General features: G+C 65.8%; 22 protein-coding genes. 13 read left to right on the top strand and 9 right to left on the bottom strand.

Translation table 11 applies throughout. From position 1 onward, the window contains the following. Window positions 1–9: 9 nt before the first annotated feature. Both L8G49_RS02480 and L8G49_RS02475 read right to left on the bottom strand, forming a co-directional pair. Window positions 10–477, bottom strand: a complete 468-nt coding sequence (locus L8G49_RS02480) for a vgr related protein (RefSeq protein WP_242137457.1) — start codon at window positions 475–477, stop codon at window positions 10–12. A gap of 9 nt (window positions 478–486) precedes the next feature. After that, entirely contained in the window at window positions 487–927 is a 441-nt protein-coding gene (locus tag L8G49_RS02475) for a copper chaperone PCu(A)C (protein ID WP_242182825.1), read from the bottom strand. 168 nt (window positions 928–1,095) lie between these two features. Here L8G49_RS02475 and dnaK point away from each other — a divergent pair, with 168 nt between their 5' ends. Together dnaK and dnaJ are read left to right on the top strand one after the other, a co-directional pair. Beyond that, a complete protein-coding gene (gene dnaK / locus L8G49_RS02470; protein WP_242182255.1) occupies window positions 1,096–2,997 on the top strand; it encodes a molecular chaperone DnaK in 1,902 nt (633 codons plus the stop codon). Between the two features lie 123 nt (window positions 2,998–3,120). Continuing rightward, the gene (gene dnaJ / locus L8G49_RS02465; RefSeq protein ID WP_242182253.1) at window positions 3,121–4,254 is read left to right on the top strand and encodes a molecular chaperone DnaJ; all 1,134 of its coding nucleotides are present in this window, start codon (window positions 3,121–3,123) and stop codon (window positions 4,252–4,254) included. Window positions 4,255–4,732: 478 nt separating this feature from the next. Here the strand turns inward: dnaJ and purB are convergent, their stop codons facing one another. Next, complete coding sequence (purB, locus tag L8G49_RS02460; RefSeq protein WP_242137453.1) at window positions 4,733–6,052, bottom strand: adenylosuccinate lyase; 1,320 nt, start codon at window positions 6,050–6,052, stop codon at window positions 4,733–4,735. A 246-nt stretch (window positions 6,053–6,298) separates the two neighbouring features. On the opposite strand from purB, the gene L8G49_RS02455 reads away from it, so the two are divergent. Continuing rightward, complete coding sequence (locus tag L8G49_RS02455; RefSeq protein ID WP_242182251.1) at window positions 6,299–6,745, top strand: EF-hand domain-containing protein; 447 nt, start codon at window positions 6,299–6,301, stop codon at window positions 6,743–6,745. Between the two features lie 106 nt (window positions 6,746–6,851). Here the strand turns inward: L8G49_RS02455 and L8G49_RS02450 are convergent, their stop codons facing one another. The 3 genes from L8G49_RS02450 to L8G49_RS02440 all read right to left on the bottom strand — a co-directional run bounded on the left by L8G49_RS02450 (window position 6,852) and on the right by L8G49_RS02440 (window position 9,439). Then, window positions 6,852–7,517, bottom strand: coding sequence for a hypothetical protein (locus L8G49_RS02450; protein ID WP_242182249.1), 666 nt, complete (start codon window positions 7,515–7,517; stop codon window positions 6,852–6,854). A gap of 263 nt (window positions 7,518–7,780) precedes the next feature. Then, window positions 7,781–8,116 (bottom strand): metalloregulator ArsR/SmtB family transcription factor, encoded by a 336-nt coding sequence (locus tag L8G49_RS02445; protein ID WP_242182247.1) that lies wholly within the window; start codon window positions 8,114–8,116, stop codon window positions 7,781–7,783. A gap of 96 nt (window positions 8,117–8,212) precedes the next feature. Further along, a complete protein-coding gene (locus L8G49_RS02440; RefSeq protein ID WP_242182245.1) occupies window positions 8,213–9,439 on the bottom strand; it encodes a threonine synthase in 1,227 nt (408 codons plus the stop codon). Between the two features lie 31 nt (window positions 9,440–9,470). On the opposite strand from L8G49_RS02440, the gene L8G49_RS02435 reads away from it, so the two are divergent. After that, window positions 9,471–10,781: a glycosyltransferase gene (locus L8G49_RS02435; RefSeq protein ID WP_242182243.1), complete on the top strand. Its 1,311-nt coding sequence runs from the start codon at window positions 9,471–9,473 to the stop codon at window positions 10,779–10,781. 88 nt (window positions 10,782–10,869) lie between these two features. On the opposite strand, the gene radC is transcribed toward L8G49_RS02435, so the two are convergent. Next, on the bottom strand, window positions 10,870–11,538 hold the full coding sequence (radC, locus tag L8G49_RS02430; protein ID WP_242182241.1) for a DNA repair protein RadC: 669 nt from the start codon (window positions 11,536–11,538) through the stop codon (window positions 10,870–10,872). 223 nt (window positions 11,539–11,761) lie between these two features. On the opposite strand from radC, the gene L8G49_RS02425 reads away from it, so the two are divergent. The 6 genes from L8G49_RS02425 to L8G49_RS02400 all read left to right on the top strand — a co-directional run bounded on the left by L8G49_RS02425 (window position 11,762) and on the right by L8G49_RS02400 (window position 14,604). Continuing rightward, window positions 11,762–12,055 carry an AtpZ/AtpI family protein gene (locus L8G49_RS02425; protein WP_242137885.1) on the top strand — a complete coding sequence of 98 codons (294 nt, stop codon included), beginning with the start codon at window positions 11,762–11,764 and terminating at the stop codon, window positions 12,053–12,055. A 20-nt stretch (window positions 12,056–12,075) separates the two neighbouring features. After that, on the top strand, window positions 12,076–12,834 hold the full coding sequence (locus tag L8G49_RS02420; protein ID WP_051116738.1) for a F0F1 ATP synthase subunit A: 759 nt from the start codon (window positions 12,076–12,078) through the stop codon (window positions 12,832–12,834). Window positions 12,835–12,893: 59 nt separating this feature from the next. Further along, on the top strand, window positions 12,894–13,106 hold the full coding sequence (locus L8G49_RS02415) for a F0F1 ATP synthase subunit C (protein ID WP_010164404.1): 213 nt from the start codon (window positions 12,894–12,896) through the stop codon (window positions 13,104–13,106). A 19-nt stretch (window positions 13,107–13,125) separates the two neighbouring features. Then, on the top strand, window positions 13,126–13,620 hold the full coding sequence (locus L8G49_RS02410) for an ATPase (protein ID WP_242137447.1): 495 nt from the start codon (window positions 13,126–13,128) through the stop codon (window positions 13,618–13,620). Continuing rightward, window positions 13,613–14,167, top strand: a complete 555-nt coding sequence (locus L8G49_RS02405) for a hypothetical protein (RefSeq protein WP_242182239.1) — start codon at window positions 13,613–13,615, stop codon at window positions 14,165–14,167. The genes L8G49_RS02410 and L8G49_RS02405 overlap by 8 nt, the downstream gene beginning before the upstream one ends. A 113-nt stretch (window positions 14,168–14,280) precedes the next feature. Continuing rightward, a complete protein-coding gene (locus L8G49_RS02400) occupies window positions 14,281–14,604 on the top strand; it encodes a hypothetical protein (protein ID WP_242137445.1) in 324 nt (107 codons plus the stop codon). Window positions 14,605–14,844: 240 nt separating this feature from the next. Here L8G49_RS02400 and L8G49_RS02395 read toward each other — a convergent pair whose 3' ends face one another. After that, window positions 14,845–15,174, bottom strand: coding sequence for a hypothetical protein (locus L8G49_RS02395; protein WP_242182237.1), 330 nt, complete (start codon window positions 15,172–15,174; stop codon window positions 14,845–14,847). 131 nt (window positions 15,175–15,305) lie between these two features. On the opposite strand from L8G49_RS02395, the gene uvrC reads away from it, so the two are divergent. From uvrC to L8G49_RS02380, 3 genes are all read left to right on the top strand, one after another. Continuing rightward, complete coding sequence (uvrC, locus tag L8G49_RS02390; RefSeq protein ID WP_242182235.1) at window positions 15,306–17,228, top strand: excinuclease ABC subunit UvrC; 1,923 nt, start codon at window positions 15,306–15,308, stop codon at window positions 17,226–17,228. A gap of 63 nt (window positions 17,229–17,291) precedes the next feature. After that, the gene (locus L8G49_RS02385; protein WP_242182233.1) at window positions 17,292–19,007 is read left to right on the top strand and encodes a hypothetical protein; all 1,716 of its coding nucleotides are present in this window, start codon (window positions 17,292–17,294) and stop codon (window positions 19,005–19,007) included. Window positions 19,008–19,176: 169 nt separating this feature from the next. Next, window positions 19,177–20,136 (top strand): hypothetical protein, encoded by a 960-nt coding sequence (locus L8G49_RS02380; protein ID WP_242182232.1) that lies wholly within the window; start codon window positions 19,177–19,179, stop codon window positions 20,134–20,136. 19 nt (window positions 20,137–20,155) lie between these two features. On the opposite strand, the gene L8G49_RS02375 is transcribed toward L8G49_RS02380, so the two are convergent. Beyond that, the gene (locus tag L8G49_RS02375) at window positions 20,156–21,154 is read right to left on the bottom strand and encodes a D-glycerate dehydrogenase (RefSeq protein ID WP_242182230.1); all 999 of its coding nucleotides are present in this window, start codon (window positions 21,152–21,154) and stop codon (window positions 20,156–20,158) included. Window positions 21,155–21,156 lie beyond the last annotated feature (2 nt).

Genomic DNA, 21,156 nt, shown 5'->3' with positions numbered 1-21,156 from the left:
GGTCAACGCTCATTCCGGACGGAATGGCAGGATACTCTCGTAAGTCGCAAGCGGCAGCGCGCCGCGAATGAACCCGCCGCGCCGCAGCACGAAGGTATGCCGCACGATCTCCGCCTGCTGCTCGATCCCGTAGCGCTTGAGTGGCAGGCCGGGCCGGATCGCGTAATCGTACCGGCAGAACGGGTGCCGCACGAGGGGGAGGAACACCCCCCGCTGGGTCTGCCAGATATGCGTCATCTCGTGGATCAGCAGCCCCTGCGCATCGAGATTTTCGCATGCGAAATCGTCGCGGTACAGCGATCCCTTGGGATGGAAACAGATGCACCCGGTCGGCGCCATCACGGTCTCGCGCGGCTGGAAGAACGCCCATTTGCGCTGTGCGAGGCGGACCTTGGCATAATCGATCGCATCGCCGAACACGCCTTTCGCGAGCGTGATCTCGCCCTCGGTCAGCGTCCTTTTCTCGCCACGTGCCACGCGCCGCGCTCAGTCCTTGACGGTCGGCGCAGGCGCGCCGGGTGCGATCGTCGGGACGAGCGCATCGATCCGCCGACCATCCGAGAAGGTGAAGGTCAGCGTGATCGGTCGGCCCGGCTTGATCCCGGGGTTCATGTCGAACAGCATCAGATGCTTGCCGCCCGGTTTGAACGCGGTCGTCGACTTGGCCGGGATCGGCAGGTCGCCGAGCGGCTTCATCGTCGCCATGCCCCCGGCGGTCATCGATTCATGCAGTTCGCTCTTGACCGCGACCGGGCTGTTGACCGCGATCAGCGTCGTCGCGGTCGGCCCGCCGTGGATCGTGAAATAGCCCGCCGACGGGCGGCTCGGCAGCGTGCCCAGCCGGACGTAGCCGTGATCGACGTTGAGTTCGGGGGGCGACTGGCAGCCGGCAACCGACAGCCCGGCCAAAACCGTCAAAAACCGCACGTTCAAATCTTATCTCCCGCATTGGGAACCCAACTGCGTCTCTAGGCGTGCGAAAATCTTGCGACAAGCGAAAGCCCCCCTATATCGCTGGAGTAACGGGTCGTGTCGCTCAGTTCGAGGGCACGGCTGAACGTCCATTTTTTGACTGACGGGGGCCCAAGAGGACCAATGGCAAAAGTAATCGGAATCGATCTCGGCACGACCAACAGCTGCGTATCCGTCATGGAAGGCGGCAAGCCGAAGGTTATCGAAAACGCAGAGGGCGCGCGGACCACGCCGTCGATCGTCGCGTTCGCCAAGGATGGCGAGCGACTGGTCGGCCAGCCGGCCAAGCGCCAGGCAGTGACCAACCCCGAGAACACGATCTTCGCGGTGAAGCGCCTGATCGGCCGTCGTTTCGACGACCCGATCACCAAGAAGGACACCGAGCTGGTCCCGTACCACATCGTGCGCGGCAACAATGGCGACGCATGGGTCGGCGCGGGCGGCAAGGAATACAGCCCGTCGCAGATCTCGGCCTTCACGCTCCAGAAGATGAAGGAAACCGCGGAAGCCTATCTCGGCGAGACGGTCACGCAGGCGGTCATCACCGTGCCAGCCTACTTCAACGACGCGCAGCGCCAGGCGACCAAGGACGCCGGGCAGATCGCCGGTCTCGAAGTGCTCCGCATCATCAACGAGCCGACGGCGGCGGCGCTCGCCTACGGTCTCGACAAGGACACCAACAAGACGATTGCGGTCTATGACCTCGGCGGCGGCACCTTCGACATCTCGATCCTCGAGATCGGCGACGGCGTGTTCGAAGTGAAGGCGACCAACGGCGATACCTTCCTCGGCGGCGAGGATTTCGATAACAAGCTGCTCAACTTCCTGTCGGACGACTTCAAGAAGGCCGAAGGGATCGACCTCACCAAGGACAAGCTGGCGCTCCAGCGTCTGAAGGAAGCGGCCGAGAAGGCGAAGATCGAGCTGTCGTCGGCAGCCACGACCGAAGTCAACCTGCCGTTCATCACCGCGGACGCGACCGGTCCGAAGCATCTCGTCAAGGCGATCACGCGCTCGGATCTCGAGCGTCTGGTCGAGGACCTGATCCAGCGTACGCTCGAGCCGTGCAAGAAGGCAATGGCGGATGCGGGCGTCAAGTCGTCGGACATCAGCGAAGTCGTCCTCGTCGGCGGCATGACGCGCATGCCCAAGGTCCGTCAGGTCGTGAAGGACTTCTTCGGCAAGGAGCCGCATTCGGGCGTCAACCCGGATGAGGTCGTCGCGATGGGCGCGGCGATCCAGGCCGGCGTGCTGCAGGGCGACGTCAAGGACGTGCTGCTGCTCGACGTGACGCCGCTGTCGCTCGGCATCGAGACGCTGGGTGGCGTGTTCACCCGGATGATCGACCGCAACACGACGATCCCGACCAAGAAGTCGCAGACCTATTCGACCGCGGACGACAACCAGGGTGCGGTCACCATCCGCGTCTTCCAGGGCGAGCGCGAAATGGCGGCGGACAACAAGATCCTCGGCCAGTTCGACCTGGTCGGAATCCCGCCCGCACCGCGCGGCGTGCCGCAGATCGAGGTCACGTTCGACATCGATGCCAACGGCCTCGTCAACGTGTCGGCGAAGGACAAGGGCACCGGCAAGGAGCAGCAGATCCGCATCCAGGCATCGGGTGGCCTGTCGGATCGCGACATCGAGCAGATGGTCCGCGACGCCGAGCAGTTCGCCGAGGACGACAAGAAGCGCCGTGCATCGGCCGAAGCGAAGAACAACGCCGAGAGCCTGATCCACACGACGGAGCGCCAGCTTGCCGACAATGCCGACAAGGTCGACGCGTCGCTCAAGGGCGAGATCGAAGCGGCGATCGCCGAAGCCAAGACCGCGGTCGAAGGCGGCGATCCCGAGGCGATGAAGGCCAAGGCCGAGGCGCTCGGCCAGGTTGCGATGAAGCTTGGCCAGGCGATCTACGAGAAGCAGGCGCAGGCCGACGCTTCGCCCGCCGCCGACGGTGCAGCGGCACCGAAGGACGACGTGGTCGACGCGGAATTCTCCGAAGTCGACGACACCAAGGCATAAGCACAAACGCCCTCTCTCGCTTGGCGGGGGAGGGCCGCCGGGCGCGGCGGTGGCGGTTTGGGGCAGGGCGGTTGATCCGGTCGCTGTTCCACCCGCCACCGTCTCCCGGTCTGAGGGCCTGACATGAGCACCGAAGTCGATTTCTACGAACTGCTCGAATGCGAGCGCACCGCCGACGACGGGACGATCAAAACGTCCTATCGCAAGCTGGCGATGAAATATCACCCGGACCGCAACCCCGGTTGCAAGGATTCCGAGGCGCATTTCAAGGCGATCAGCGAGGCGTATGATTGCCTCAAGGATCCGCAGAAGCGCGCGGCCTATGATCGCTTCGGCCATGAGGCGTTCCGTCAGGGCGGCGGCGCTGGCGGTCGCGGGGGCGGCGGCGCGCAGGACTTCGGCGCTTTCTCCGATATTTTCGAGAACATCTTCGGCGAGTTCATGGGCGGCCAGCGCGGTGGCGGTGGCGCGCAGGGACCGCGGCGTGGCGCGGACTTGCGCTACGACATGGAAATCACGCTCGAGGACGCGTTCCACGGCAAGTCGACCGACATCACGATCGACGTGTCCGCGCCATGCGACGTGTGCGACGGCAGCGGCGCGACGCGCGGCACGTCCGCCAAGACCTGCGCGACGTGCCACGGCCACGGCAAGGTGCGGGCGCAGCAGGGCTTCTTCGTGGTCGAGCGGACGTGCCCGAGCTGCCATGGCGCGGGGCAGACGATCGCGGATCCGTGCGGCGCATGCCACGGCGAGGGTCGGATCGACCAGACCAAGACGCGCACCGTCAACATCCCCGCAGGGGTCGACGAAGGCACGCGCGTTCGCCTGACCGGCGAAGGCGAGGCGGGTCTGCGCGGCGCTCCGGCGGGCGATCTCTACATTTTCCTCCACGTCGCGCGGCATCCGCTGTTCGAGCGCGAGGGCACCACGCTGTTCGCGCGCACGCCGATCAGCTTCACGACCGCGGCGCTCGGCGGCGAAGTTACGATCCCGGGGCCGGACGGGGTCAATCACACGATCAAGATCCCGGCGGGGACGCAAAGCGGCCGCGAATTGCGCCAACGCGGCGCGGGGATGCCGGTGTTGCAGGGGCGTGGTCGCGGCGATCTGGTGATCCGCGTCGAGGTCGAGACGCCGACGAGCCTCACCGCGCGCCAGCGCGAGTTGCTCGAAGAGTTCCGCGCGACCGAGACGGGTAAGGAATGCCCGCAGACGAGCGGGTTCTTCAAGAAGGTGAAGAGCGCCTGGGTGTGAGGCGGGGGTAATGCTCAACGGGGGTGGCGTAAGCGGGCGCCAGGAAGCGCTTCCCCCTCATCTGCTACTTCCCCGGCGAAGGCCGGGGCCCAGTAGTGAGACAGAAGAGCCTCAAGCGCTGCGCTTCGTTACCCTGGCCATCTCGACTGGGCCCCGGCCTTCGCCGGGGAAGTGGGTGGTAGGGAACAGGCTCGCGCCAAATATCAGGATAGGAAACAAGCGCTTCTCCCGCCCCTTGTCACAAGGGGCGGTCGAGCGGTCGGTGGTCAGAAGATCAGGACTTCCGCCACCAGCGCGACGCCGGCCACGGCAATAAGGCCGCTGGCCAGGGTTTGCAAAATGCGCATCGTGGGTCTCCGTGCCGGATCATCCCGGCACGAAGACATCTGGAGATTGTTGCTTATTCAAGCAACATTGTTACGCGCATTCGCAGGTGCAGCATTTGCACGTCGGAATGCCTTATTTCATCGACGAACGGTTAGCCCGTCGCCCCGAACACCCGCGCGAAGATCGTGTCGACGTGCTTCAGATGATAGCCGAGATCGAACTTGTCCTCGATCTCCGCGACCGACAACGCCGCGGTCACTTCCGGGTCGGCCTTGAGCAGTTCGAGCAGCGACAGTTCGCCATCCGATTCCCACACCTTCATCGCGTTGCGCTGGACGAGGCGATACGAATCCTCGCGGCTCACCCCGGCCTGCGTCAGCGCGAGCAGCACGCGCTGCGAATGGACGAGACCGCCCATCTTGTTGAGATTCTTCTCCATTCGCACCGGATAGACGAGCAGCTTCTCGATCACGCCGGTCATCCGCCCGAGCGCGAAGTCGAGCGTGATCGTCGCATCCGGGCCGATGTACCGCTCGACCGACGAATGGCTGATGTCGCGCTCGTGCCACAAGGCGACATTCTCGAGCGCGGGCGTGACATAACCGCGTACCATTCGCGCGAGGCCGGTGAGGTTCTCGGTCAGCACCGGGTTGCGCTTGTGCGGCATCGCCGACGAGCCCTTCTGGCCTGGCGAGAAATACTCTTCCGCTTCCAGCACTTCGGTGCGCTGCAAATGGCGCACTTCGGTCGCGAGCCGCTCGATCGACGAGGCGATTACGCCCAGGGTCGCGAAGAACATCGCATGGCGATCGCGCGGGATGACCTGGGTCGAGACCGGCTCGACCGTCAGCCCGAGCTTGGCGGCGACATGTTCCTCGACGCGCGGGTCGATGTTGGCGAAGGTGCCGACCGCCCCCGAGATCGCGCAGGTCGCGATATCGGCGCGCGCCGCGACCAGACGCTCGCGGTTGCGCGCGAACTCGGCATAGGCCTGCGCCAGCTTGAGGCCGAATGTCACCGGTTCCGCATGGATTCCGTGGCTTCGCCCGATCGTCGGGGTCATCTTGTGCTCGTGCGCCCGCACCGACAGCGCGGCGAGCAAGGCATCGATATCCGCGATCAGCAGATCCGCCGCCTGCGCCAGCTGCACCGCAAGACAGGTGTCGAGCACGTCGGACGAGGTCATCCCCTGGTGCATGAAGCGCGCTTCGTCGCCGACCTGTTCCGCCACCCAGGTGAGGAACGCGATCACGTCATGCTTGGTGACCGCTTCGATCGCGTCGATCGCGGCGACGTCGATCGCAGGCTTGGTCGCCCACCACGCCCAGAGCGCGTCCGCCGCCTTGCGCGGGACGACGCCGAGGTCTGCGAGCGCCTCGGTCGCGTGCGCTTCGATCTCGAACCAGATGCGGAAGCGCGCTTCGGGCGTCCAGATCGCGGTCATTGCGGGGCGGGAGTAGCGGGGGACCATCGGGAATCCTTCGTGAACTTGCGTCAAACGGAACGGGCGCGGGCGGGGTCCTGCGGAGGGGCCGGATCGGACCATCGTGGATTCGGCACGCAACCGGATGAGCGGGGGGGTAGCAGGGACGGGGCGAGGCTTCAAATCGGGCGAACCAGGGCTACAGGCATAGCATATAAGGGCCATCTGCAGCATGAAGGGTCATCGAGTCCGTTGGGCCGTCCTCCCAGCCGACTACGACAAAGGAGACCCGTAATGTTGAAGTCCATCTGTATTGCATCGGTCGCTCTGGTTGCTACGCCAGTATTTGGTCAGGTCGCGCAACCGTCGACCTCCGTACCTGCCGGTGCGCAGCAGGGCGCAGCGAGTATTGATCCGTCACAGCCGGCTTCCGGCCCGCAATCTTCCGTCCCGCCCGAATCGGGTCAGGCCGCTGCGGCGCAGCCTGCGACGGGTACGCAAGTTGCCGATGTCGTCGGCACCGAATTTCCGACCTACGACAAGGATCACGACGGTGCGCTGAGTGCGAGAGAATTTGGCGCGTGGATGGTTGCCCTCAAGACCGCGAGCGATCCGTCCACCAAGGCTACGGCGCCGGCCACCAAAAGCTGGATCGCGCAGGCGTTTGCTCAGGCCGATACCGACAAGAACAAAAAGGTGTCGAAGGGCGAACTCACCACGTTCCTGTCCGCTGCGGCATAAGCGGCCGCTGCACGACAAGGCCGGCGACCCGCTGGCGCTCGATCCCGCATCGCGGTGCCCGGGATGCCTATCGCCACCGTGTCCGGCACACGGTGGCAATGGCAGCTTATTTCGGCACGGCGACGCTCGACAGGGTCGTCGTTGCGATGGCGGGCGACGAAACCGGCGCCGCCGTGGTCCCTGGCGCGCCGCTCGCGCCGGCAGCCGACCCCGCCACCTGAAGCGGGCGCGCCGGTGCGATGTTGGCGAAGGCAACCGGAACGTCTTCGCCCAGCGATCCCTTGATGATGGTGCCGGCTGGCATGCGGGCGCTCGTCCCCGTCATGAAGAAACCGGCCGGCAGGAAAACGATGGCGGATACCGCCGCGGCGCCGAGACCGCCGGCCTTGCCCTTGTCGTCGAGCGTACCCGACAGGCGTATCTCCCGGTCCCCGACCCTGAGATATAGCAAACGGATCTCGAAATGACCCGACTTGCCCCACATTCCCTTGTTGGTGACCCTGGTTATTTCGCCAGTCCCCGGTGTGCCGACCGGGATGACGATCTGGCCGTTGAGCATGACGGGTTCGGTCGTCTCGACCTCGAACCGCTGCCCGACGCGAAGCACCTTGTTCTGCGTGGTAAGCTCGGTGCGGAGTTGAACCGGAATTTGCGTTCCGATTCGCAGTGTCGGCGTTGCTGCATCGCCGACGATCATTGCCTGTGGCGCTATGGCGGCGCTCGCAATCGTCGGCAGCGCGATCAAGACGATCGCGCAGAGTCGTACCTTCATGATAAGTCCCCCCCTGTATGGCTTGCCCCCAAGCCACGACGGTAAAGGCCACGCTGCCGAGCGCGGTGTCAACTGCTCAGTATCGAGGGAAGGTAGTAGGTCGCACGTTGAAGGTCGAAATCCGGGTGTCACCGTGACGAACGACGCGGACGACACGAATACAACGGATCAAGGTCGGCCCGGTACAGCGGGACGAGGCGCGGTGTCAGGCGACAGGTCGCATGCCAGCGTTCATGACGCGACGACGACCGTCTTTCGCACCCTCATCTTCGGTTTGACACGAGATCGTCGACCAGTGCGCTGCACATGGCGGCATTGCCCGCGCAGCAATCGTGCGCCAGAAACCGCATCAATCCGCGCACCGAATCGAGATCGGCGCGATAGAAGATCGTGCGGCCGCTGCGTTCGAAACGGACCAGCCCGGCACGGGTCAGGATCGCCAGATGTGCGGACATGGTGTTCTGGGGAACATTGAGCTGGCGCGCGACCTCTCCCGCCGGAAGCCCGTCGGGACCGTTTCTGGCCAGGAGCCGGAAGGTGTCGAGCCTGGTGCCCTGAGCAAGCGAGCCCAGGGCCGCTATCGCTAATGCTGATTCCATATATCCGGACTATAGGATATTGATCCGATCGCAATACGTATTGCTTTTGCCCGGTCGGGCCGGCCCCCGTGTACAAGGGGACCGGCCTTCGACCGCTCAAAGCCGGTCGAAGTCGATCGGTGCGAACCGGTCGATCGCCGCGTCGGCCGCAGGCATCGGATATTTCAGCCCGGTCGCGCAGTTGAACAGGACAACCTGCTCCTCTTCGTCGACCTCGCCCGTCCGTAGCGCCTCGCGGTAGGCGGCCAGCGTCGCGCCTCCCTCCGGGCACAGCAACAGCCCGTCCTTCTTCGCGCAATCGTCGACTGCCTGCAGAATCGCGGGATCTCCGACCCCCAGGGCCTTGCCCCCGCTCTCGCGTACGGCGCGCAGAATCAGAAAGTCGCCGACGGCCTTGGGGACGCGGATCCCGGCGGCCACGGTCGCGGCATCTTCCCAGCGTTCGGCATGGTCTTGCCCCGCCTCGAACGCCCGCACGATCGGGGCGCACCCGCTGGCCTGGACGGCATACATCCGCGGACGCTCCGACCCGATCCAGCCGAGCTGCTCGAGCTCGTCGAACGCTTTCCACATCCCGATCAGTCCAGTGCCGCCCCCGGTCGGATAGAAGATCGCATCGGGCAGCTTCCACCCGAACTGCGCGGCCAGTTCCAGGCCCATCGTCTTCTTGCCCTCGATCCGATACGGCTCCTTCAGCGTCGAGAAGTCGAACCAGCGGCCTTCGGCGGCGCCCTTGCCGACGATCGCCCCGCAATCGTCGATCAGTCCGTTGACACGGTAGACCCGCGCGCCCTGCAGCGCGATTTCACGGACGTTGATCTCGGGCGTATCCTCGGGACAGAAGACGATCGTCTCGATCCCGCAGCGGGTCGCGTAGGCGGCCAGCGCCGCCCCGGCGTTGCCATTGGTCGGCATGGCGATGCGGGTCACGCCCAGCTCGCGCGCCATCGCGACCGCCATCACCAGCCCGCGCGCCTTGAACGAGCCCGTCGGCAATCGCCCTTCGTCCTTGACCAGCACATTCGGGCTGCCGGCGCTGCGCGGGATCGGGATGAGCGGCGTCTCGATCTCGCCAAGGCTCACGATATTCTCGGTTCGGCGGACCGGCAGAAGCTCCCGCCAACGCCACATGTCCGTCGGCCGCGCCGCCAGGTCGTCGCGCGAAACGGCAGTTGCGACGGCGGGCAGGTCATAGCGTACCAATAAAGGACGCCCTGCGCGGGATAATCCGTGCAGCGTATCTGCCGCATACCGCTCGCCCGTCAGGGAACATTCGAGATATGTAACAAAGGTAGGTCGCTTTATCGTCATGTTGTTAAGCATTTAGCCACCATATTTTTGTTGCGATATAATCGTGGACGTGCTGTCATTGCTTGGTGGGTCGGTGTTCTGGGCCGCGTGTGACGAGTATTACATATGCAGCCAAGAGACTCCTTCCATGAAAGCTCCCGTATCCGGCACGACTTTGTTACTTGTGCTGCCGCTTCCGGTGTGGCGGTGCGACGGCGCGCTTTATCTGGATACGCAGGCCCAGAATGGGCTACGGATGTGGCTGAGAAACTTCAATAGGTTAATCCTTTGCGTGCCGCAAATCGACGTTGCTACGCCTCCGGGCGGAACGTCGCCATGGGACGCGGCCGCCCGGGACGAAGACTGTCAGCTCGTTCCGCTTCCCGACAAGCGGAAGTTCGTCGGCTTTTTGATTGCGCTCCCGTCTGTCCTGCGACTGCTGCAGACCCAGATCGACCGCTCGAGCCATCTGCATTTCGCAATCGGTGGACTTGCGGGGGATTGGGCTGCCGTCGGTGCGTTGCTTGCCCGGGTCAAGCAACGGCGCGCGGCAGTGTGGACCGATCGGGTCGAGTCGCAGGTCACGCACTTTCAAGCGCAGCAGGTGCATGGTCTGCGGCGAGTGTACCGCCTGGCCTTGTCCAAGGCGATGAAGCATTTCGAGCGCTTCGTGATTAGACGCAGCACGTTGAGCCTGTTGCACGGCGCAGACTGCTATGAAGCCTATGCGCGATACAGCGCGCGTCCGATGCTCGTGCATAACATCCACCTGAGCCCGGCGTCCCGGATCCAGCCGAGCGAACTTCAGGCCAAGGCTGTGAGTGCGCTAGCACCGCGCTCGTTGAAGATTGTCTACACCGGCCGTGTCCATGCCGACAAAGGTGTCCGGGACTGGATCGACACGCTGCACCAGTTGCGGCGCAACGGGACGGCCTTCCAGGCGCGTTGGCTCGGCGAGGGGCCCGAACTGGAATATGCCCGCGCCTATGTCGACGAGCTGGGGTTGCAAGCGTCGATCGAGTTCGCGGGTCATCATGCGGACCGGGAGGCACTCCTCGCCGAGGTGCGCGGGGCGGACGTCTTCCTCTTCTGTCACATGACCAGCGAATCGCCGCGCTGCCTGATCGAGGCATTGTTGTCGGGTACGCCCATTGTCGGATATGACAGTTCCTATCCTGCCGATCTCATTTCGAAACACGCCGGCGGCGTGCTGACCCCGCGCAATCCGGTCGCGCTGGCGGCCGCAGTGTCGAGCCTGGATGCCGATCGGCCGCAGTTGCAGGCGTTGTTCGCCGCGGCTGCCATGGATGGCTATCCCTTCACCGATGAGGACGTGTTCCGGCACCGGGCCGACCTGATGAAGGCGTATACCTGAGCACCGGCCGCTTCCGGTTCGTCCCGTCGGGGGCGTTCCAGAAGAGGGGCAGAGACCAGCGGATGGCCGGGCGGTCCGGTCGACGTGTCTACAGCAGGCCCATGGCGCGCAGGCTCGCATGCTCGGATCCGGCGATGATGATATGGTCGTGCAGCGCGATTCCCATGCGCTTGCCCGCTTCCGCAACGCGGCGGGTGATATCGATGTCGGCGCGGCTCGGCGCCGGGTCGCCGCTCGGGTGATTGTGCACGAGGATGATCGCCGCGGAGCCCAGGTCGATCGCGCGCCGGATGACCTCGCGGACGTATACCGCCGCCTCGTCGATCGACCCGTCGCTCATCACTTCGTCGCGCAGCAGGATGTTGCGCGCATTGAGGTGCAGCACGCGGACGCGTTCGTTGGTGCGGTGCGCCATGTCGGCGTGGAGATAGTCGATCAGCGCCTGCCAGCTCGCCAGGACGGGGCGGGTGCTCGCCTCGATCCGGAGCAGCCGCAAGGCGGCGGCCTGGACGATCTTGATCGCGGCGACGGACGTGTCGCCCATCCCCGATATCCGTAGCAAGGCCTCGGGTTCTGCGGTGAACACCGCGCCGAGCCCACCGAATTCGGCGATCAGCGCCTTGGCGAGCGGCTTCGTATCGCGTCGCGGGATTGCCAGCGCCAGAAGATATTCGACGAGTTCATGGTCGAGCAACGCCTCTCCGCCGTTCTGCAGCAGGCGTTGGCGCAACCGCATCCGGTGTCCCGCTTGATCCATGGGGGCAGTGACGGGCGGCTTCATCATGGCACGGCATATCGTTACGCTTGCGACGAAGCAACGCGCCAGCCCCCGCCGCGCGGGGGGAAGGGCCGGACCGCGACCAATGGTTGACACCCCCCGGCCAGCTTCCTAAACGATCCGTCACACGGGAGGCTTCCTCCTGTTTTCCGAACATACCGTCGCGGTGCCAGACAGCACGGCGGCGTTTTCTTATCAGGACATGCGCCCCTTGGCCGACAACCGCCCGACCGACGACCTCGACGCCCGCATCGCTTCGGCACGCGCGGCATCGCAGTCGCGTGGCCGTGGCGCGGTGCCGCAGGCGAAGGGCTATGGCCAGGGCACGCGTGTTCTTGCGCTATTGCTCGGCGCGCTGCTCGGCGGTGGAATCCTGGGCTGGGCGCTCGATTCGTGGTTCGGCACCAGCCCGTGGGCATTGCTCATCGTGCTGGCGCTGGCCGTCATCGGGGCGTTCATGAACATCATCAAGATTTCGAAGGAGCGCGCGGAGTGAGCGCCGGCAAAATCGATCCGATGGAACAGTTCATGGTGGAGCCCGTCCTCGGGCGCCATCTCTCGCTGTTCGGCTACGACGTCTCCTTCACCAACTCGGCGCTGTTCATGGTCGTCGTGTTCGTGGTGCTCGCGGTGTTCATGGCGGGCGGTCTCAAGCGCCAGCTCATCCCTGGCCGTTGGCAGGTGATGGCCGAGAATGCGGTGAGCTTCATCGATTCGATGGTCACCGTGAACATCGGTTCGGGCGGCAAGAAGTTCGCGCCGTACATCTTCTCGCTGTTCTTTTTCATCCTGTTCGCCAACCTGATCGGCGTCCTGCCGCTCGCGATCCTGCCGGGGCTGCACACCTTCGCGGTGACCAGCCACATCACGGTCACCGCGATCCTGGCGTTCCTGTCGTTCGCGATCGTGCTGGTCGTCGGCTTTGCGAAGCACGGCTTCAAGTTCTTCTCGCTGTTCGTGCCGCACGGTGCGCCCGGTTGGCTGATGCCCGTCATCATCCCGGTCGAGTTCGTGTCGTTCATGGTCCGCCCGTTCAGCCTCGCGCTGCGACTGTTCGTCGCGATGACCGCCGGGCACATCCTGCTCGAAGTGTTCGGCAGCTTCGTCGTCCAGGGGATCAACGCGGGCGGGGCGCTCGGCCCGGTCGTCAGCGTGCTCAGCTTCGTCATGATCGTTGGCGTCAGCGCGCTCGAGCTGCTGGTCTGCGCGATCCAGGCTTATGTCTTTGCGCTGCTCACGTCGCTGTACCTGCACGACGCGGTGCATCTGCACTAATCGTTTCAACATCCATCTGACGGTATTCTAAGGAGCTTAACATGACTGATCTTGGTGCAATGTACATCGGTGCCGGCCTGGCAGCGATCGGTGTCGGCCTCGCGGCACTCGGCGTCGGCAACGTGTTCGGTTCGTTCCTCGAGGGCGCACTCCGCAACCCGGGCGCAGCAGACGGCCAGCAGGGCCGCCTGTTCATCGGCTTCGCGGCATCGGAGCTGCTCGGCCTGATCGCGTTCGTCGTCGCGATCCTCATCCTCTTCGTCGTCAAGTAAGCCAGAGCGAGCGCATCCGATGCCGCAGCTTTCCCAGATCGGTGAGATCTACGCCTCCCAGCTCTTCTGGCTGGCGATCGTATTCGCGCTGATCTATTTCGGGATCGGCAAGGCGATGGTCCCCAAGATCGAGGCGACGATCGACGATCGTAACGGCCGGATCGAGGGCGACCTCGCCGCGGCAGAGGCTGCGCGTGCGCAGGCACATGCCGTCGAGGCAGCCTATCAGACCGGGCTCGAAAGCGCCCGGTCGAAGGCCGCAACGGCGCTGGGCGAGGCCAAGGCGCGGGCGACCGCGAACACTGAGGCCCGGCTCAAGGCAAGCGACGCGGCGCTGCACGACCAGCTGGTCGCCGCAACCGCGCAGGTCGAAGCGTCCAAGACGCAGGCCGTCGCCGAGATTGAAACTGCAACGACCGATGCGGTCGAGGCGATCGTCGCCAAGCTCTCGGGCGTGGCGGTGGATCGTTCGACGATCGAGGCTCGCGTGAAGACGGAATTGGCGCATGGCTGAGGGTTCGACCGTACACACGGTGGCATCGACGGGCGTCGCCGAGCTCCATCATGAACCGACCGCATTTGGCATCAACGCCGCGGGCTGGGTTGCGCTGTCGATGCTCGTCGTCTTCGGCATCATGCTTTGGCAGAAGGTGCCGGGCATGGTGGCAAAGATGCTCGACGGGCAGATCGACAAAATCCGCTCGCAACTCGACGAGGCGTCGCGCTTGCGCGCCGAGGCGGAAGCGATGCTCACCGCCGCCAAGCAGCGGGATGCTGCCAGTGCCGGCGATGCCGCGGCGATCGTCAAGCATGCCGAGGCCGAGGCCGCAGCGATGCTGGTCAAGGCCGAAGCCGATCTCACCGAACTCGTTGCCCGTCGCCAGACGATGGCACAGGACCAGATTGCAGCCGCCCAGCGCGGTGCGATCGCAGAGGTTCGCGCTCATGCGGCGGATGCCGCGGCCCGCGCCGCGTCTTCGATCATCGCCGAGCGTCACGGTGCCGACGCCGACAAGGCGCTTGTCGACCGGACGATCGCCGGGCTCGGTCGCCTCAACTGAACCCCTGACCGCGTGCGTGGCGTCGTCCGGACGCCTCATTCAAATTGTCACGCGATCGGGTTAGGGTCAGGATGACGGCGATTCGCGCCGTATTCCTGCAATGAGGCCCTGCCATGAAATCTGCCGTTCTCGCCGCGATCATTGCCCTGACCGCGGCGCCGCTGGCTGCGCAGTCGACCGCGCCAGTCCCGCCGGCCGCGCCCGCAGCGGCGGCGACCCCCGTTGCCAAGTTCACGCTCGACACGCCGATCGAGACGATCGCGTCCGACCCCTCGGCAAAGAAGGTGCTCGACACCGACCTCAACAACATCACCGCGCATCCGATGTACGATCAGTTCAAGAGCATGTCGCTGTCGCAGGTCCAGCCGTTGTCGCAGGGCGCGCTGAGCGATGCGGCGCTGGCCAGGGTGAAGGCGGATCTGGCGGCGCTGAAGTAGGCGCGGTTCAGCCGGGCCCCCATTACCGCGACGAAGGCGACACCTCGGCGAAACCGTTTTTGTTCTCCCGCGAAAGCGGGAGCCCAGGAGTCGCGAGAGTTGTAAGGCGTTGTTTTGCTTTGCTCTGGATTCCCGCCTTCGCGGGAAAACAGCAAACTGGGGGGCCGTGATTGGCGGCGAGCGGTGACGTGCGTGGCGGCCCTGGCCTTCGCCGGGCTGACGCAAAGCTTGCGCCCCCAGTCAAACCGCGCGACCACGCTCCCGCCAGATCGTGGGGATCTCGCTCCAATCGGGCGCTGCGTCCGCCTCATACCCAAGCACAGCCCCGGTCGCTATTGCCTTGAACGCCTTCATCGCTCGCAGATGCGCGCCGCTGCGCAGATACGCCAGCATCTCGGCGCGGTCGGTCCACACGGTCAGCGTGTGATGCACCCCGTCGATCCGCCGTGCCTGGGCGCGCAGGTTTCCGGGCGCGGTTTGCGCCTGGCGCATCGACCCCACCGCGTGCCAGGCAAAGCGCGGGAAGCTGAGCGGGCCCTTGAGGCGAAGACCGGTGATCGAGACATACATGCGGGAAGTCTAACCGATACGGGAAGGGGCACCTAGCGTCATCTGCGCGCGACCGGGGTGCTGCGCTAGCGGGTGCACGATAACCAACGAAACCGTGGCATCCGCCCGCGCGAATGCCTAGATCGTCGTCAATGTCCGATCCCAATGCCCCGACCCGCTTCAACGAAGACAAGGCCACCTTCACCGTCCGCGGCAGCGACGCGCCCGACATCGAGGCGGGCGTCGCGGCGATCCGCAACGTGCTCGCAACGCTGCCGATACGGCCGGGTGTCTATCGCATGCTCGATGCACGCGGGGAGGTGCTCTACGTCGGCAAGGCGCGCGCGCTCAAGAACCGCGTGACCAACTACACGCAGGTCGACCGGCTGACCAAGCGGCTCCAGCGGATGGTCGCGCAGACGCGCTCGATGATGATCGTCACGACCAACAACGAGGCCGAGGCGCTGCTGCTCGAGGCGCAGCTGATCAAGCGCTATCGCCCCGCCTACAACGTGCTGCTGCGCGACGACAAAAGCTTCCCGTTCATCCTGCTCCGTGCCGACCATGATTTCCCCCGCATCCAGAAGCACCGCGGCGCACGGCGCGCCAAGGGCAATTACTACGGCCCGTTCGCGAGTGCGGGGTCGGTCAACAACACGCTCAACGCGTTGCAGAAGCTGTTCCTGCTGCGGAGTTGCACCGACGGCTTCTTCAAGAACCGGGACCGGCCGTGCCTGCTGTACCAGATCAAGCGCTGCTCCGCGCCGTGCGTCGGGCGGATCGACACCGATGGCTATGCCGAGCTCGTCGCGGACGCCAAGGCGTTCCTCGCGGGCAAGTCGACCGAGGTGCAGGCCAAGCTCGGCGCGCAGATGCAGGTTGCGGCGGAGAACATGGACTTTGAGCTCGCCGCGATCATCCGCGATCGGCTTCGCGCGCTGACGTTCATCCAGGGCAGCCAGGCGATCAACGCCGAGGGGCTGGGCGATGCCGACATCTTTGCGATGGCGTGCAAGAACGGCGTGATCGGGATCCAGGCGTTCTTCATCCGCGGCGGGCAGAACTGGGGGCACCGCAGCTTCTTTCCCGCGCACACCGCCGACGTGCCCGAGGACGAGATCTTCACCGGCTTCCTCGCGCAATTCTATGAGGAAGTGCCGCCCCCGCGCACGATCCTGCTCGACCGCGAGTTGACCGAAGCCGAATTGCTCGGTGAGGCGCTCGGCGCGCAGGCGGGGTTCAAGGTCGCGCTGTCGATGCCGCAGCGGGGCACGCGCCGCAAACTGCTCGAACAGGCCAAGCGCAACGCCGAGGAAGCGCTCGACCGCCGCCTCGCCGAAAGCACCACGCAGGCGAAGCTGCTGCGCGAGGTCGCGGAGCTGTTCGACCTGCCCGAACCGCCCGACCGGATCGAGGTGTACGACAACAGCCATATCCAGGGCACCAACGCGCTCGGCGCGATGGTCGTCGCGGGGCCGGAGGGGTTCCGCAAGGGCCAGTATCGCAAGTTCAACATCAAGAACCCCGACACCATTCCGGGCGACGACTTCGGGATGATGCGCGAAGTGTTCGGCCGCCGCTTCGCGCGCGCGCAGAACGAGGACCCCGACCGCGATTCGGGCGACTGGCCCGATCTGGTGCTGATCGACGGCGGGCGCGGGCAGCTCAATGCGGTGAAGGGCGTGCTCCAGGAACTCGGGATCGAGGACGTCGTCCTGGTCGGGATTGCCAAGGGGCCGCATCACGGGCGTGACGGCCGCGAGGTGTTCCACATGCTCGACGGGCGCGAGTTCCAGCTGCCGGTCAATGCGCCGGTGCTGTTCTACCTCCAGCGGCTGCGCGACGAGGTCCACCGTTTCGCAATCGGCGCGCATCGGGCGAAGCGCGCGAAGGCGATCGGCGCGTCGCCGCTCGATGATGTGCCGGGGATCGGTCCGGCGCGGAAGAAGGCGTTGCTGATGCACTTCGGCACCGCGCGCGCGGTCCGCAACGCGAGCCTCGATGATCTGCAGCGCGCCCCCGGCGTGAGCGCGGCGGTGGCGCAGCAACTGTACGACTTCTTCCATACGCGGTGAGGGGGGATGGTGCCGCGGTCGGCGAATTGACGGTGGTTCGGTCCGGCGTCATGCAGCTTCGCCATGACCGACGTGCGTGCCCCCCTGAATGTCTCGGTCGGTGAAGCACGACGGTTAGCGCGCCGCGGACGCTGGCTGGTCGTGGCGATCGTCTATCTGATCGCCATGGCGCTGTTCTTCCGCGGCCAGATCCTGAGCGGCTTCGATCTCGGCTTCAGCGATCGGGCGGACGGCCTGATCGAAATCAGCATCTTGGAGCATTGGCGCGCGGTGTTCGCCGGCGCGGCAAACTGGAACGTCACCGGCTATTTCGCGCCATATCCCGATACGTTGGGGTATAACGACGGCTATTTGCTGTACGGTGTCGTCTATAGTTTCTGGCGATTGTTCGCCGACCCGCTGCTGGCCGACACGCTCACTATCGCGACGTTCAAGACGATCGGCTTTTTCGCAGCCTATCGGCTCGTCGTCCGCGTGCTGGGATGGGAACGGCTTGCCGGGCTGATGGTGGCGATGGTGTTCACCAACGCGAACGGGTTGATGGTGCAGGCAGGTCATGCGCAGGTTCAGACCGTCGCGCTGTTGCCGGTGGCCATGATCCTGGCGTTCCTGGCGGCACGGGAAGCCCGGGGGCGCCGGCCGATCCGCGGCGGCCTGTGGGCGATGGCGTTGGCGCTGCTGATGGCGGCGTGGCTGCTCACCGCTTATTACATGGCGTGGTTCACGCTGGTCTTCGCGACTCTTTTCGCCCTGTGCTGGATGATGACTTCCGGAAATTGGCGACCGTCAACGCTCCGGCGGGTGGCCGCGCCATATTACGGGGTCCTGGCCGTTGGCTTGGCTAGCTTTGCGGTCGCGCTCATTCCGTTTCTGGCGCTGTACCTGCCCAAGATGCGGGAAAGCGGGGGCAGGGCATATCCTGCGGCATTTCCCTATCTCGTACTGCCGGGGGATGTGCTCAATGTGGGTCCGTCCAACTATGTGTGGGGATGGCTGTTCGGGGCTTCGCCCGGCGGGGAGCACAGTACCGGTATTGCGCCGTTCCTGTTCCTGCTGGCGGTGGCGGCGCTGTGGCGTTCGATCGCGGCCCCGTCGGGTCCCGGACAGGGCTTCGCACCCCCGCTGTGGCGCGCGGCTGCGCTGGCCGTCACCGTCAGCTGGCTGATGACGATACGGGTGGGGACGGTCTCGGGGTGGGCGATGGTGTCCGATCTCGTCCCGGGCGCGCGGGGATTGCGCGTCGTGTCACGCTATCAGCTGTTTCTCGTCCTGCCGCTGCTGCTGATCGTCACCGCGGTGTTTCGGCAGGTGGCGCGCCGTGCGTGGCGACGACGACCGGTGATCCTCGCGGCGGTCCTGACTCTGCTCGTGGCAGAGGAATTCGGCAGCGATGTCCCGGTACAGCTCAGCCGCACCCGGGACGGCGCCGTGCTGGCGGCCGCGCCCGCCCCTCCTGCGCCCTGCCGCACCTTCTACGTCGTCAGCGCCCGGCGCGGCGATCCACCGTATGGCGATGCGGCGCACACCGCGCTCTATCCGCACAATGTCGATGCGATGTACCTGGCGGCGCGGTGGACGCTGCCGACGATCAACGGCTTTTCGAGCATCAATCCACCGGACTGGGATTTCGCGAACCCCCGCGACCCGGACTACGATCTCCGCGTCGCCAACTATGCGGCACGACATGCGATCGAACACCTGTGCCGCCTCGACATGGCGCGGCCGCAACCCTGGACCGAGGTGGATCGCGGCTATGCACCGCTGCATGTCCTGCCCTGACGGACGGCACGAACGATCCGCAGCAACGCAAGACCTGCGTACTGCTAAAAGATGGGGCCGCTGCGATGGTGCAAGGGCCGTTTCGGGAGTATTCTTGGCCCGGCGGTATTGCTGGATCGTCGTGACAGGCCGGGCGTCGTGATGCCGGACTGCAGCGTAAGGCACGGGTATGGACCTGGTCGGTGGGTTGAAGCGGCGGGCGCAGTCGGTGCCGTGGCGGATCGCCAGCGATCTTGCGCAACGCCCGATGGTCCACACGCTCCGGACGCGACGCTATGACGCCTCGGTCGCGCTCCATCGCCCGGCATTGCCCCGCCTGACCCCGGCGCAGGACGCGATCCTCGCCGAGGTCGATCAGCGCGGGGTCAGCCAGCGGGACGTCGCCACGCTCGGCATTCCCGGGTCGGGCGCGATGCTCCGGAGCGCGGCCGATCTGGCGCAGGCGTGGGCCGACCGGCTGCGCGCGCGGGGGCGCGAGGGGATCGACTTCCTGTACGTTCCGGCCGACGAAATCGCCCGGCACCCGGAGATCTATCGGTTCGGGCTGGACGCCGGGCTGCTCGATCTGGTCGAGGCGTATATCGGGCTGCCGGTCGCCTATGACGGCGTGACCCTGCAATATACGGTCGCCGACGGACGCCCCGTCTCGACCCGCAAATGGCATCGCGATCGCGAGGACCGGCGCATGGTCAAGCTGGCGATCTACCTGACCGACGTCGACGCGGCGGGCGGGCCGTTCCAGCTGTTGCCGATCCTCGATCCCGCGTCCTACGAGACGGGACCACGCGACATGTTCTACCTGCGGGAGGCCGACGAGGTCGAGCAGGACGGATGCGTGCTGGGCACCCGTCCGATCAGTTGCGAAGGCCCGGCGGGTACCGCCGTGTTCGCGGATACGGCGCGGTTCTTCCACCGCGGCAAGCCCGCGACTGGCAACGACCGGGCGGCACTGTTCTTCAGCTACTTCGCGCGGATTCCGGAGCGGCCGTTCTTCTGTTATCGCTCGGGCCTGTCCTATCGCCAGATCGCGTCGATGACCGACGACCTGTCCCCGCGACAGCGCGCCGCGGCCCTGTGGCGGCAGACGTTGCCCTTGCCGTGGCGGCTCATCCCGCCGTCAGCGGTCTGACGCCGCAGGCCCGATCCTGTCAGGCCCAGCCCTCGAGCACCTGGTCGGGCGGGCGGTGGCCGTCCGCCCACATGCGGATGTTGGCGATGACCTTCTCGCCCGTCGCCAGCCGACCCTCGAACGTCGCGGAGCCCATGTGCGGGGTCATCACCACGTTGGGGAGTGCGAGCAGGCGCGGGTCGATCTCCGGCTCGTGCTTCCACACGTCCAGCCCGGCCCCGGCGAGGCGCCCGTTCTCGAGCGCCTCGACCAGCGCGTCCTCGTCGACGATCCCGCCGCGCGAGGTGTTGATGACATAGACGTGCGGCCGCAGCAGCGCGATCCGGCCCGCGTCGATCAGCCCCTCGCTGTCGGCGTTGCGCGGGGTGTGGATCGTCAGCAGGTCGATCGCCCCCAGCATCTCGTCGAGATGGGGATGCCATTGCGCCTGCAGTTCCGCCTCGACCACCTTGGGCAGGCGGTGGCGGTTGTGGTAGTGGATCGACAGGCCGAAAGCCCGCGCGCGCCGCGCGACCGCCTGGCCGATTCGCCCCATGCCGAGGATGCCGAGCGCCTTGCCGCCGATCCGGTGGCCGAGCATGCCACCCGGGGTCCAGCCCTGCCACGCACCGGAGCGAACCAGTTTCTCGCCCTCCGCCAGCCGCCGCGGCACCGACAGGATCAGCGCCATCGTCAGGTCGGCGGTATCCTCGGTCAGCACGCCCGGCGTGTTGGTAACGAGGATCCCGCGCGCGCGCGCCGCCTTGAGCGCGATATGGTTCACGCCAGCGCCAAAATTGGCGATCAACTTCAGTCGCGGGCCGGCCGCCTCGATCAGCCCGGCGTCGATCTCGTCGGTCACGGTCGGGACCAGAACGTCGCAATCCGCCATCGCAACCGCAAGCTCGTCGCGAGTCAGCGCTGCGGCACCGCGGTGGATGCGGGTGTCGAACAATTGCTCCATCCGCTGCATCACCACGTCAGGCAGTTCGCGGGTCACGGCTACGCGCGGGTTCGGGACACGTCTCGTCTCGGGCATGC

Origin of the sequence: Sphingomonas sp. CARO-RG-8B-R24-01 (assembly GCF_022662295.1) — a bacterium.
Lineage (GTDB): Bacteria > Pseudomonadota > Alphaproteobacteria > Sphingomonadales > Sphingomonadaceae > Sphingomonas.
The sequence above is the reverse complement of the archived record's forward strand: the minus strand, read 5'-3'. Positions and strand labels throughout refer to the sequence as shown.